Source organism: Paraburkholderia sp. J11-2, from assembly GCF_905220185.1.
Lineage (GTDB): Bacteria > Pseudomonadota > Gammaproteobacteria > Burkholderiales > Burkholderiaceae > Paraburkholderia.
Genome location: NZ_CAJMYY010000010.1, coordinates 213,878 through 226,791 on the forward strand (window position 1 = coordinate 213,878; position 12,914 = coordinate 226,791).

At 66.3% G+C, this 12,914-nt stretch carries 13 protein-coding genes and 2 tRNA genes; 10 read left to right on the forward strand and 5 right to left on the reverse strand.

Translation table 11 applies throughout. The annotated features are described in order from the left end of the window. Positions 1–120: 120 nt before the first annotated feature. The 5 genes from moaA to U5A57_RS16540 all read left to right on the forward strand — a co-directional run bounded on the left by moaA (position 121) and on the right by U5A57_RS16540 (position 4,128). Positions 121–1,242 (forward strand): GTP 3',8-cyclase MoaA, encoded by a 1,122-nt coding sequence (gene moaA / locus U5A57_RS16520; RefSeq protein WP_321912557.1) that lies wholly within the window; start codon positions 121–123, stop codon positions 1,240–1,242. Positions 1,243–1,258: 16 nt separating this feature from the next. Beyond that, positions 1,259–1,882 carry a molybdenum cofactor guanylyltransferase MobA gene (mobA, locus tag U5A57_RS16525; protein WP_321912558.1) on the forward strand — a complete coding sequence of 208 codons (624 nt, stop codon included), beginning with the start codon at positions 1,259–1,261 and terminating at the stop codon, positions 1,880–1,882. Between the two features lie 101 nt (positions 1,883–1,983). Further along, positions 1,984–3,288: a gephyrin-like molybdotransferase Glp gene (gene glp, locus U5A57_RS16530; protein WP_321912560.1), complete on the forward strand. Its 1,305-nt coding sequence runs from the start codon at positions 1,984–1,986 to the stop codon at positions 3,286–3,288. Positions 3,289–3,355: 67 nt separating this feature from the next. Beyond that, positions 3,356–3,631: a hypothetical protein gene (locus U5A57_RS16535; protein ID WP_028212919.1), complete on the forward strand. Its 276-nt coding sequence runs from the start codon at positions 3,356–3,358 to the stop codon at positions 3,629–3,631. Beyond that, positions 3,631–4,128, forward strand: coding sequence for a GNAT family N-acetyltransferase (locus U5A57_RS16540; protein ID WP_321912561.1), 498 nt, complete (start codon positions 3,631–3,633; stop codon positions 4,126–4,128). The genes U5A57_RS16535 and U5A57_RS16540 overlap by 1 nt, the downstream gene beginning before the upstream one ends. Positions 4,129–4,207: 79 nt before the next feature. Here the strand turns inward: U5A57_RS16540 and U5A57_RS16545 are convergent, their stop codons facing one another. The 5 genes from U5A57_RS16545 to pncB form a co-directional block, all read right to left on the reverse strand. Further along, on the reverse strand, positions 4,208–5,734 hold the full coding sequence (locus U5A57_RS16545; protein ID WP_415774634.1) for a DNA recombination protein RmuC: 1,527 nt from the start codon (positions 5,732–5,734) through the stop codon (positions 4,208–4,210). Next, on the reverse strand, positions 5,731–6,720 hold the full coding sequence (locus U5A57_RS16550) for a D-glycerate dehydrogenase (protein ID WP_321912562.1): 990 nt from the start codon (positions 6,718–6,720) through the stop codon (positions 5,731–5,733). The genes U5A57_RS16545 and U5A57_RS16550 overlap by 4 nt, the downstream gene beginning before the upstream one ends. Before the next feature lie 104 nt (positions 6,721–6,824). After that, positions 6,825–8,261 (reverse strand): sodium:proton antiporter, encoded by a 1,437-nt coding sequence (locus tag U5A57_RS16555; protein WP_321912563.1) that lies wholly within the window; start codon positions 8,259–8,261, stop codon positions 6,825–6,827. Next, entirely contained in the window at positions 8,251–8,913 is a 663-nt protein-coding gene (locus U5A57_RS16560) for a lactate utilization protein C (RefSeq protein WP_321912564.1), read from the reverse strand. The genes U5A57_RS16555 and U5A57_RS16560 overlap by 11 nt, the downstream gene beginning before the upstream one ends. 93 nt (positions 8,914–9,006) lie before the next feature. After that, positions 9,007–10,209, reverse strand: coding sequence for a nicotinate phosphoribosyltransferase (pncB, locus tag U5A57_RS16565; protein WP_321912566.1), 1,203 nt, complete (start codon positions 10,207–10,209; stop codon positions 9,007–9,009). A 326-nt stretch (positions 10,210–10,535) separates the two neighbouring features. Between pncB and fdxA the strand changes: the two genes are divergently transcribed. The 5 genes from fdxA (at position 10,536) to U5A57_RS16590 (ending at position 12,779) form a co-directional block, all read left to right on the forward strand. Continuing rightward, positions 10,536–10,859 carry a ferredoxin FdxA gene (gene fdxA, locus U5A57_RS16570; protein ID WP_321912568.1) on the forward strand — a complete coding sequence of 108 codons (324 nt, stop codon included), beginning with the start codon at positions 10,536–10,538 and terminating at the stop codon, positions 10,857–10,859. A 107-nt stretch (positions 10,860–10,966) separates the two neighbouring features. Continuing rightward, positions 10,967–11,042: transfer RNA gene (locus U5A57_RS16575), tRNA-Asn, on the forward strand. A 69-nt stretch (positions 11,043–11,111) separates the two neighbouring features. After that, positions 11,112–11,187 (forward strand) — tRNA-Asn (locus tag U5A57_RS16580). Between the two features lie 166 nt (positions 11,188–11,353). Beyond that, positions 11,354–11,842 carry a CreA family protein gene (locus tag U5A57_RS16585; RefSeq protein WP_321912570.1) on the forward strand — a complete coding sequence of 163 codons (489 nt, stop codon included), beginning with the start codon at positions 11,354–11,356 and terminating at the stop codon, positions 11,840–11,842. A 28-nt stretch (positions 11,843–11,870) separates the two neighbouring features. Beyond that, positions 11,871–12,779, forward strand: coding sequence for an AraC family transcriptional regulator (locus U5A57_RS16590; RefSeq protein ID WP_321912571.1), 909 nt, complete (start codon positions 11,871–11,873; stop codon positions 12,777–12,779). Positions 12,780–12,914 lie beyond the last annotated feature (135 nt).

The window sequence follows — 12,914 nt, forward strand, 5'->3', positions numbered from 1 at the left end:
GCGCGCCCCGAAGAGCCCGCCCTTCCCGGCGGGCTTTTTTTTGATATATCAGCGTTCTCCCTCGTCTGTCGGTACGCGCGGGTTCGGCTAAAATCGAAACAACGCGAGAACGAAGAGACCATGACACGACGCATCATCCCCGTTGCCGATGTTCGATCGCTGCCGCCGGCATTGCCCGGTCAGGCTGCGGGGCCCGTGCGCGCGCCGTCTGGCGCGGTCTTCGACGCGCTCGCCAGACCCCTGCGCGACCTGCGCATCTCGGTCACCGACCGCTGCAATTTCCGTTGCGTGTACTGCATGCCGCGTGCGGTGTTCGACAAGGACTACCCGTTTCTGCCCCATTCCGCGCTGCTTTCACTCGAAGAAATCGAGCGGCTCGCGCGGCTTTTCGTCGCGCACGGCGTCACCAAGATCCGCCTCACGGGCGGTGAGCCGCTGCTGCGCAAGAACATCGAATTCCTGATCGAGCGCCTCGCCGCGCTGCGCACGCCCGACGGCGAGGCGCTCGACATCACGCTCACCACCAATGGCTCGCTGCTTGCGCGCAAGGCGCGCGCCCTGCGCGACGCAGGCCTCACGCGCGTGACGGTGAGCCTCGACGCCCTCGACGACGCCCTCTTTCGCCGCATGAACGACGCCGACTTCGCAGTGGCCGACGTGCTCGACGGCATCGAGGCGGCCCAAGCCGTGGGTCTCGCGCCGATCAAGGTCAACATGGTCGTCAAGCGCGGCACGAACGATGGCGAGATCGTGCCGCTTGCGCGGCATTTCCGCAGCACGGGCGTGACGCTGCGCTTCATCGAGTACATGGACGTGGGCACCTCGAACGGCTGGAACATGGCCGAAGTGCTGCCTTCGGCCGAGGTCGTCGCGCGGATTGCCGAGCACTGGCCGCTCGTGCCGCTGGAGCCCCACACTGCCGCCGAAACGGCGCAACGCTGGGGCTACGCGGACGGCGCGGGCGAGATCGGCGCGATCTCCAGCGTGACTCGCGCGTTCTGCGGCGACTGCACGCGCGCGCGCCTTTCGACCGAAGGCAAGCTGTACCTGTGCCTTTTTGCCTCGATGGGCTACGACCTGCGCGCGCTGTTGCGCAACGGCGCCACCGACACGGCGATCTCCGGCGCCATCGCGCAGGTGTGGGAAGGCCGCGCCGACCGCTACTCGCAATTGCGAGGGAGCGCGCAGGCGCCGGGTTCCGCCGAAGAGCGGCGCATCGAAATGTCCTACATCGGCGGCTGAGAAGCCAGCGACGCCGATGAGCGCCAGCATCATTGCCACCGGATCGATCACGGGCCTCGTGCTCGCGGGCGGGCGCGGCCAGCGCATGGGCGGCGCCGACAAAGGTTTGCAGATGCTGCACGGCAGGCCGCTCGCGGCCCACGTTCTTGAGCGCCTCGCTCCGCAGGTGGGCGCTCTAGCGATCAGCGCGAACCGCAACGGCGACGCCTACGCGGCACTTGGCGCGCCATGGCAAGCCCGCGTGCTCGCCGACACGCTGCCCGACTTCCCCGGCCCGCTCGCGGGGCTGCTCGCCGGACTGCGCGCGGCGCAAACCGACTGGCTCCTCACGGCGCCCTGCGACTCGCCCTGGCTGCCAGCCGATCTCGCCGAGCGCCTGAGCCACGCCGCGTTGGCACGGCAAGCGGACATCGTGACCGCGACCACGACGAATGCAGCAGGCGAGGTCTCGCTGCACCCTGTCTTCGCACTCGTGCGCACCGCCCTCGCCGACGACCTCGCCGCCTTTCTGGCTGCCGGCGAGCGCAAGGTGCGTGCGTGGTACGCGCGCCACACGGCCGCCGAAGTCGCCTTTGCCGATGAACGTGCGTTTTACAATATCAATTCCTTACAGGAACTGGCCGAACTCGAACGCGCCTGAATTGCAATCGGGCGGCGCCCGGCCAGCCGCCGTCCCCGGCACACGGCCGGCACGCCCGCCTGGACGATCGCCGCACAGGCCGTGCCACGCTTCCTCATTCGATGACCACGCTTAACCATCCCTCCGGCAACGCCGGGTGCATCAGCCAGTACGATCCGCAAGCTTTGCCCGTCAGCGCCGCACAGGCCATCGTGCTGCAGTGGGTGACGCCGCTCGCGGCGAGCGAGCGCGTGCCGCTACGCGAGGCGCTCGCGCGCGTGCTGGCCGAAGACGTGATTTCGCCCATCGACGTCCCGGCGCACGACAACGCCGCGATGGACGGCTATGCGTTCGACGGCGCGGCGCTGGCCGACGCCTCCGGCCGTCTCTCGCTCACTGTGTGCGGCAAGGCCTTCGCCGGTCACGCCTACCCGGGCGACGTCGCCGCGCTCGCCTGCGTGCGCATCATGACCGGCGCGCCGATGCCCGCGGGCTGCGACACCGTCGTGCCCCAAGAGCACGTGTCGGCACACGGCGACGCCATCTCGTTCGAAGCGAACGTCGTCAGGCGAGGCGCGAATGCGCGCCGCAAGGGCGAGGATCTCGCGCACGGCGGCGTGGCGCTCGCGGCAGGCCGCGTACTGCGCGCTTCGGATATCGGCTTGCTTGCCTCGCTCGGACTCGTCGAGGCGAACGTCAAGCAACGCCTGCGCGTGGCCTACTTTTCGACCGGCGACGAATTGCGCTCGCCGGGCGAGCCGCTCGAGCCCGGCTGCATCTACGACAGCAACCGCTACGCGCTCGGCGCGATGCTCCAGCGCCTGAACGTCGAGGCGATCGACCTGGGCGTCGTGCGCGACGACCCGGCGGCACTCGCGGCAACGCTTAGAAAGGCTGCCGAAAGCGCCGATGTCGTGCTAACCTCCGGCGGCGTCTCGGTCGGCGAAGCCGATTTCACGCGCACCCAGTTGCAAACGCTCGGCGACGTCTCGTTCTGGGGCCTCGCCATGCGTCCTGGCCGCCCGCTTGCGTTCGGCCGCATCTGGTCGGGCGGACGCCCGGGCGCGGGCCGCGCGGCGCTCCTGTTCGGCCTGCCCGGCAACCCGGTCGCGACCATGGTCTCGTTCTACCAGATCGTGCGCCCCGCGCTCATGGCAATGGCGGGCGCGCAAGCGCAGCCCGTCCCGCTCGTGCCGGCACTGAGCGATCAGCCGATCAGAAAGCGTGCGGGACGCACGGAGTTCCAGCGCGGCCTTGCGCGCCGCGATAACAGCGGCCAGTGGCGCGTCACGCCGACCGGCTCGCAAAGCTCGGGCGCACTCAGCACGATGAGCGAGGCGAACTGCTTCATCGTGCTCGCCCACGAAGCCGGCGATCTCGACGCCGGCGACGCCGTCGACATCATGCTGTTCGATGGGCTCGTCTAGCGCGACGGCGCCGCAGAGGCCATCAAACGTATCCACACGTCCACACCTGCATAACGGACCGACTACTATGAAAAAACAGATCTCGTTCATCGCTGCGGGCCAGACCGCCAAGGCGCTCATCCTCGTGTACCTGACCTTCAGCGTGCCTATCGTGCTGCTCGGCGTGCTCGTGGCGTTCGTGCGCTATGGCTCGGTCGAACTCTCGACCATCTTCAGCGCGCTGCTGCTCAATGCGATCGTCGGCTTCATCCTGCTGTGGATCGCCTGCCACGCGTACAACTGGGTGGCCTCGCGCTTTGGCGGCATCGAGATCCATCTCTCCGACGTGCCCGAGGAAGCGTGATGACCGCAACGATTCGCGCCGCCACGCCCGCCGACGTCGGCGCCATGCACGCGCTGATGTATGAACTCGCTGAGTTCGAAAAACTCACGCATCTGTTCACGGGCACGGCCGATGGTCTCGCCGACGCCCTGTTCGGCGCGCGCCCCGCTGCCGAAGCGCTGGTGGCGGAAGACGCCGGCCGCATCGTCGGCTACGCGCTCTTTTTCCACAACTACTCGACCTTCCTGAGCCGCCGCGGTCTCTATCTCGAAGACCTGTACGTGCAGCCGTCGCAACGCGGCACCGGTCTCGGCACGGCAATGCTGCGCGCGCTCGCGGCGATCGCTGTCGAACGCGGCTGCGCCCGCTTCGAATGGACCGTGCTCGACTGGAACACGCCGGCGATCGGCTTCTATGAAAAGCTCGGCGCCACCGTGCTGCCCGACTGGCGTGTGGTGCGCATGACCGGCGACGCGCTCGACAAGCTCGCAGCGCCTGGCGAGACGGCGCTCGGGTAACACAACCGAACCGCACGCTCGAATGCAAACGGGCCGCCTGATTCAGGCGGCCCGTTCCCTTTTGGCGCGGCGGTTTTCCTCACTCGTCGCCGAATCCGCCTTCACTCCCCGCTTCGCCGTTGCGCAGCGCGTCGCCGAGCAGATTCGCGGCGGCCTCGCCCGGCAGCGCCTCGACGTCGCGCAGCTTGCGGTTCATCGCGCGCGTGCGCACCTCGGCCGCCTCGATGGAACGCGTGACGGTTTCGAGCTGCGACTTCGTGCGCGCGAGCACGTCGCCGAACTTGCCGAACTCCGTCTTCACCGCGCCGAGCACCTGCCACACCTCGCTCGAACGACGCTCGATGGCAAGCGTGCGGAACCCCATCTGAAGACTGTTGAGGAGCGCCGTAAGCGTAGTCGGCCCGGCGACGCTCACGCGGTAGTCGCGCTGCAGCACATCGGTCAAACCGGGGCGGCGCAGGATTTCCGCGTACAGCCCTTCGGTCGGCAGGAACAGCAGCGCGAAATCGGTCGTGTGCGGCGGCGCGACGTACTTCTCGGCGATGGTGCGCGCCTCCGCGCGAATGCGCAGTTCGAGCGCGCGGCCCGCCTCCTCGATCGCGAGCGCGTCCGCGCGCTCCTGGGCGTCGATCAGACGCTCGTAGTCCTCGCGCGGAAATTTGGCGTCGATGGGCAGCCAGACCGGCTCGCCGGTTTCCCCAGCGCCGACGCCACGCCCGGGCAGACGAATCGCGAACTCCACGCGTTCACTGCTCCTCGGCACCGTCGCCACGTTCTTCGCGAACTGGTCGGGCGTGAGCATCTGCTCGAGCAACGCTTCGAGCTGCACCTCGCCCCACGTGCCGCGTGTCTTCACGTTGGTGAGCACCTTCTTCAGGTCGCCCACGCCCGCCGCCAGCGTCTGCATCTCGCCAAGTCCGCGATGGACCTGCTCCAGCCGGTCGGAAACGAGCTTGAACGATTCGCCAAGGCGCTGTTCGAGCGTCGCGTGCAGCTTCTCGTCGACGGTGCGGCGCATTTCCTCGAGCTTCGCCGCGTTGTTCGCTTCGATGTCCTTCAGACGCTGTTCGAGCGTCGCGCGCACTTCGGCGAAGCGCCGGTCGTTGACTTCGGTGAGTTGCGCGAGCTGCTGCGTGAGCAACGAGCCGAAGTGGCGCAGCGCGGCGCCCTGCTCGTCGCGCGCCACCTGGGCTTGTTGATGCAGGCTCTGGCGCACGGCGTCGAGCTGTTGCGTATTGGTCGCCGTGAGTTTGGCGAGCTGCTGGGCGAAGCCGTCGATCTGGCTGTTCTGCACCGTTGCCATGCTACCGAGCTGCGCTGCCAGCGCCTGCTGCACCTGCGCGAAGCCGCCGCCGAATTCGCTGCGCGAGCTTTGCGCGGTACGCGCGATCTCGTTGCGCAGTTCGCGCTCGATGCGCTCGGCCGCGCGCGCCTGCGTGTCGGTCGAGGCGGCGAGGCGATCGCTCAGCTGATCGAGCGCGTCGAGCGTCGCCTCGGTGTCGCCCTCGCCATGACCGTGACGCGCGCGCAGCAACGCGACGAGCGTCACGACGAACGCGATCGCCAGTGCGATGATCGCCAGCGACATGACTGCAAACGGGCTCATGTACGCGCTTTCCCCAGCACGGCGGGGTTGATCGGGTTAGGCGGCTGCCCCGCGCGCGGCCCTTCGCCGAGCGCGGCGATGAGGTTGTCGGCGGCGAGGTTCGCCATGGCGCGGCGCGTGGCTTCGCTCGCGCTTGCAATGTGCGGCGTGAGCACGACGTTCTCCACTTCGAGCAGCGCCGGATGCACGCGCGGCTCGCCTTCGAACACGTCGAGGCCCGCCGCCGCGATCTGGCGCGTGCGCAGCGCGTGCGCGAGCGCCCCGTCGTCGACGATGCCGCCGCGTGCGATGTTGGTGAGCGTGGCCGTGGGTTTCATCAGCGCGAGTTCCGCTGCGCCGATCGTGTGATGGTTTTCAGCCGTATAGGGCAGCACGAGCACGACATGGTCGGCCTGCTTGAGCAGGTCTTCCTTCGAGAGATAGTCGGCGTTCAGTTCGCGCTCGATCTCAGGCGCGACGCGCGAACGGTTGTGATAGACCACACGCATGTTGAAGCCGCGCGCGCGGCGCGCAAGCGCCTGACCGATACGCCCCATGCCGATCACGCCGAGCGTGGCGCCATAGATGTCCGAGCCGAGAAACGCGTCGAACGACCACTTGTCCCATTTGCCCGCGCGCAGGAAATGTTCGGACTCCGTCACGCGGCGGGCGGCTGCCATCATGAGCGCCCAGCCGAAGTCGGCCGTGGTTTCGTTGAGCACGTCGGGCGTGTTGGTGCCAAGCACGTTGGCCGCGTTGAAGGCGGCCATGTCGAAGTTGTTGTAGCCCACGGCCATGTTCGACACCGCGCGCAGGCGCGGCGCGGCGGCAAGCGCTGCGGCGCCGATCGGGTCGCCCGCGGTGAGCGCGCCGTCCTTGTCCGCGAGACGCTCGTGCAGCGCCTCGGGGGCAAGCGCCTCGCCGTTGTTCCAGTCCACGTCGAAATATTGCTTCAGCCGATCGATCACATCGGGAAAGATCGGGCGCGCCACGAGAATCTTTTGCATCGTTGCTCTCCACACTTCAGTCGTTGTCCGTCATTGTTGCGCGTGACGGGGCGCTCAGGGAAGTCTCGCGCGCCTTTCGAAAGCGGTTTCCAGGCGGCTTGCGGCTAGACGAAAAAGAGCCAGGTGGCCGCGAGAAAGACCGGCGTGAGCAGCAGGCCCGACCAGCCAAGATAGCCGAAGAAGCCCGGCATGCGCACGCCGCGCGACTGCGCGATCGCCTTCACCATGAAGTTCGGCGCGTTGCCGATATAGGTGAGCGCGCCCATCCACACGGCGCCCGCCGAAATCGCGGCGAGCGTTTTCGCGCCGCCGGACATGAGCGCATTGGCGTCGCCGCCCGCGAGATTGAAGAACACGAGGTACGTGGGCGCGTTGTCGAGAAACGACGAGAGCAGACCCGTCGCCCAGAAGTACATCGCTTCGTTGGGGCGGCCCGGCGCGTCGTTCACGAAGCGGATCAGCGCGGCGAATGCGCCCGCCTCGCCCGCGCGCAGCATCGCGATGACCGGCGCGATCGTCACGAAAATGCCCGCGAAGAGTTTGGCCACCTCGACGATCGGCGCCCACTCGAAACCGTTGTCGGCGCGCGCCTGTTTCGACGTGAACGCAAGTGAGATGAGTGCGAGCGCAACAAGTCCCGCATCGCGCACGAGGTTCTGCAGCTGCACATGCGCGCCCGCGACTTCGAAGACGATACCCGGACGCCATATGCCGCTCATCAGCACGAGCGCGATGAGCAGCGCGAGCAGCACGAGATTCGCCTTGCCACCGATCGCGAGCGCGCCGGTGTCCGGCGTCGGGTCGAGCGAGGCGGCGCGCACTTCGCCGGCCTGACGGAAGTACCCGCTATCGAGCGCGTAAAACGCCGCGAGCAGCACGCCGCAGACGAACAGCATCGGAAGCGCTAGATGCTGCGCAGTCCAGAAGAATCCCACGCCGTTGAGGAATCCGAGGAAAAGCGGCGGGTCGCCGAGCGGCGTGAGCAAGCCGCCCGCGTTCGCGACGAGAAAGATGAAAAACACGACCACGTGCACGTTGTGCCGTCGATTGTCGTTGGCGCGCAGGAGCGGCCGGATCAGCAGCATCGCCGCGCCCGTCGTGCCCATCACACTCGCGAGCACGGTGCCTAGCGCGAGGATCGACGTATTCATGCGCGGCGAGCCACGCAAATTCCCATACACGCAGATGCCGCCAGCGATCGTATAAAGCGCGCCGAGCAGCACGATGAACGGAAGATATTCGTCGATCACGGCGTGCACGAAGAGCGGATACGTCGCGCCGGGACCGTGCGTGGCCGCGAATGGCAGCAGGAAGGCCAGCGCCCAGGCCGCCGAGATCTTGCCGAAATGGTGATGCCAGAACGTGGCCGCGAACATGGGGAAGAACGCGATCGACAGAAGCATGCCGGCGAACGGCAGCGCCCAGGCCGCGCCAAGCGAGGCGCCGTCGAACGTCGCAGCGTGTGCGCTCGCGCTGAACAGTGTGAGTGCAGCGAAGAGCGCTCCCGCGCAGGCGCTCGCCGCGTTGCGCTTACGCGCCATGCACGACGATCACATGCACGCGATACGGCCCGTGCGCGCCAAGAATGATGGTCTGCTCGATGTCGCCGGTGCGCGAGGGCCCCGAAACGAAATTGACCGCACGCGGCAGTTCTCCGCGCTCGGCGCGCATGAGCGCGAAGGCGTCCTCGTGGCCCGCGACGATGCGCGAAGCGGGCACGACAGCGATGTGCGTTTCGGGCAACAGCGCGCCCGAGGCCCAGGTTTGCGGGCTGGAGAGCAGCACCAGCGTGCCGGTTTCGGCCGTGGCGCAAAAACACCCTGTGAGGCCGACGAGATCGCGGTCTTCCGGCTTGCGGAATTGAACCGCGAGACCCGCGCCGGCCCAGTCGAAGGTTTCGAGCGTTTGCCACGCGACAGCCTGCATCGGCAGGCTGCGCTCGGCGAGATAACGTTGCGCGGCGGCGGGCACGTCGGCCATCTGCTGGACTTCGTCGACGGTGCTCGACATCTTGCGCGCCTCGCCAACGAAGCGCGCAACGAGGTCGCCTTCGAGCGGCGGACGCGGACCTTCGGGATGCTGCGCGAGGTAATCGGCCACGGCTTCGCGTTCGTGCGCCGCGGGCGTAGCCTCGCGTCCCTGCGCCGCGCGAATGCGCGCGAATATGCTGCGGCGGGCGGCCGTCGTGTCCATGAACGTCCTCGTCAGATGAAGAAAAGCGACGCGCCGATTATACCGGGGCGTCGCCTTGTGATTGACGGGTTCCGTGTGCGCTTCTTTACGCGCCTATTTGCCCGCGCACTCCTCTTCCACGGGCTGCTCGATGCCGAACACCTGGCGCAGATAGGCGAGATACGCCTTGTCGTCGCACATGTTCTTGCCCGGCGAATCGGAGAGCTTGGCAACAGGCTGGCCGTTGCAGCGAACCATCTTGATGACGATCTGCAGCGGCTGATAGCCGAGGTCGTTGGTGAGATTCGTGCCCACGCCGAACGCGAGGCGGCAGCGGTCGCCGAAACGCTCGTACAGGCGCAGCACCTTGGGAATGTCGAGCGCGTCCGAGAAGATCATCGTCTTCGTGCGCGGGTCGCAGCGGTTGTCCTCGTAGTGCTTGAGCAGGCGCTCGCCCCACTCGAACGGATCGCCCGAATCGTGCCGTGCGCCGTCGAAGAGCTTGCAGAAGTACATGTCGAAGTCGCGCAGGAAGGCCTGCATGCCGTAGACGTCCGAGAGCGCGATGCCGAGGTCGCCGCGATACTCCTTCGCCCACATCTCGAAGCCATAGATTTGCGAGTCGCGCAGACGCGGCCCGAGCGCCTGACACGCCTGCAGGTACTCGTGCGCCATCGTGCCGAGCGGCGTGAGGTTGTGCTTCATCGCGTAGTAGACGTTGCTCGTGCCGGTGAACTGCTCGCCGAGATCGTCTTTAAGCGTGAGGATGACTTCCTCGTGCCAGCGCTTCGAGAAACGGCGGCGCGTGCCGTAGTCGGCAATCTTGCAGTCGGCGAATTCGGGCTTTGCGCCGAGCAGTTCGATCTTGTGGCGCAGGCGCTCGCGCCCCTCCTCATACTGCGGATGATGCTGCGTGTTCCGGAAATACACCTCGTTGACGATGGCGAGCACCGGGATCTCGAAAAGGATCGTGTGCAGCCACGGCCCCTTGATCTCGATGTCGATTTCGCCGTTGCCCTTGGGCGACGGCGTGATCGAGATGTACTTTTCGTTGAGGTGAAAGAGCGCGAGAAAGTCGATGAAGTCGCCCTTGATGAAGCGCATCTTGCGCAGATACTCGAGCTCGGGCTCGGCGAAGCGCAGCCTGCAGAGCTTCTGGATCTCGCTGCGGATCTCGTCGATGTAGGGCACGAGATCGACGTTCGGCGTGCGGCAGCGGAAACGGTATTCCACATTGGCCGCTGGGAAATGATGCAGCACCACCTGCATCATCGTGAATTTGTACAGATCGGTATCGAGCAGCGAAGTAATGATCATGATGGGCCAGCCGGACTGCAATCGGATAGCGCCCGCGAAGCGGGAACCGGAGCCGCTGCGCGGCAGATGCCTCGCAGCGGCTCCGGGCGGCGAGCGCCAGCGGTGCGCCCATGTTACCCGAATGCCTGCGCGCCCCGCTTGCCCGCCGGCACGTCCCCTTGTTCGCAAGGGGTAAAACGGTGCGGATCACCCCATCATATAAACTAATCACGAAACGATATAAGGACGGTTACGGGCCCGTGGTTGGGGTAATTCCTCATCAGTTACAATAGCGCCTTTGGCGAACCGCCATCCCCCGATACAAAAAGCTTGCAGGAGCTGCCTGAATGACTCACGTTGTGACCGAAAGCTGCATCAAGTGCCGCTATACCGACTGCGTCGATGTGTGCCCGGTGGACTGCTTTCGCGAAGGTCCCAACTTCCTCGCGATCGACCCGGACGAGTGCATTGACTGCGCCGTGTGCGTTGCGGAATGCCCGGTGAACGCCATCTACGCCGAGGAAGACGTGCCTGGCGACCAGCAATCGTTCATCGAGCTGAACGCCGACCTCGCCAAGAACTGGCCGAGCATCACCAAGACCAAGGCGCCGCTGCCGGAAGCCGACGAATTCAAGGACGTGAAGGACAAGCTCGCGCTTCTCGCACGCTGATTGCACGTTAATCGCACGCTGATCGCGGATTGCCCTTAAAGAGATAGCGACGGGGTATTGACAGGTCTAGCCATACCCCATAGAATCTCGTTCTCTGCTTTTGTTGATCCCCGATAGCTCAGTCGGTAGAGCGCCGGACTGTTAATCCGTAGGTCCCTGGTTCGAGCCCAGGTCGGGGAGCCAAGATTCGCAAAAGCCCGTTAATCACAACGGGCTTTTTTATGACGTAAAGAGTTGTAGCTGTATTGTTGTTCCCCGATAGCTCAGTCGGTAGAGCGCCGGACTGTTAATCCGTAGGTCCCTGGTTCGAGCCCAGGTCGGGGAGCCAAAATATCGAGGGGTTGCGTGTTTGCACGCAACCCCTTTTTCTTTTGCTGCGCGTGTTGTGCATACAGCGAGGCTGCATCGTCAGTGCAGCCGAATGTCTTCGCAGTCTCACCCTGACACTCCCCACCCTCCCCGATAATGTCGATTCGTCATCTTCGGGAATCCGCATGAAATCCGCCCGCCTCACCGCCCGCCTCACCGCCCTCCTCGCCGGCGCGAGCCTCGTCGCCTCGGCCGCTGCCCACGCCGAACAGATCGGCAGCGTGAACACCAACTTCCGCGTGACCGGTTCCGACAAAGTCGTCGTCGAAGCCTACGACGATCCGCAGGTGCAAGGCGTCACCTGCTATGTCTCCCGCGCGCGCACGGGCGGCGTGAAGGGCACGCTCGGCATTGCGGAAGATCCGACCGAGGCGTCGATCGCGTGCCGGCAGGTCGGGCCGATCTCGTTCACAGGCCCGCTCAAGCAGCAAGACGACGTCTTCAACGAGCGCATGTCGTTCCTGTTCAAGACGTTGCACGTCGTGCGCGTGGTCGACGCGAAGCGCAACGCGCTCGTGTATCTGACCTACAGCGACCGGGTGGTGAGCGGCAGCGCCAAGAACAGCGTCACGGCCGTACCGGTGCCGGCGGGCACGACGATTCCGCTGCGCTAAACTGGGGATCTGAGCCGGATCCCTCACCATGACCGATTCCCGTTTTCGAGATTCCGCCCGCTACTGGCGCACGCCGCTTCTGCCCGGCGCGGATCTCGTCACGGCCGAATACAACGAACATACGTTCGCGCCCCACTGGCACGAGGCGTACACGATCCCCGTAATCGAGGGCGGCGCCGAATGCTATCGCTATCGCGGCGCGCAGCACGTCGCCGAAACGGGCAGCGTGCCGGTCATCAATCCCGGCGAGCTGCACACGGGCTCGCGCGCCGCCGAGGAAGGCTGGAGCTATCGGGTGATGTACGTGCCGATCGACTTCCTGCACGATCTCGCCGGCGAAATCGCGGGGCGCGCGCAGCCGCTGCCGTGGTTCGACACGGAGGTGATCCACGATCTCGATCTCGCGCATCGGCTCTCGCGCGCACACCGTCTGCTCGAAGCCGACGCCGACTGGCGGCGCGCCGCAGCGCAATCCAGCACGAGCGCCGGCTTGGCGGCGCTTCCCACCGCTTCCGATGCGCAGCGCTCCGATCTGCTCGCCGTAGAAGGTGCACTGCTCGACGCGCTCTCGACGCTGCTCACGCGCTACGGCCGCACGCGCGAGGCCGCGCTCAGGCATGGCCCGAACGATCCGCGTGTGGAAACGATGAAGGCGCTCCTCGCCGCCGATCTCGCCATGCCGCTGCGCGTAGCCGATCTCGCCCACGCAGTCGGCCTTTCGCCCTTTCACGCCACGCGGCTCTTCACGCAGGCGACCGGGCTGCCGCCGCACGCCTGGCGCACGCAGTTGCGCCTGCAACGCGCGCTCGGCCCGTTGCGCGAAGGCGCCTCGGTGGCCGACGTCGCCGCGGCGAGCGGCTTCACCGACCAGAGCCATTTCACACGGCACTTCCGGCGTATGTTCGGCGTGCCGCCGGGGCGCTGGCAGTCGTCCTGAAGGCGCAAGCCCGCCTCGCGCCGCAAGAACGTACAAGCCACCCGCACGGGCGGCCGTTATGCTGTCCCCTTGTATCAGGAGGACAGTTTGACCACGCATCCCAACCGCTTCACCGAATTCATCGCCGGCGCGCGC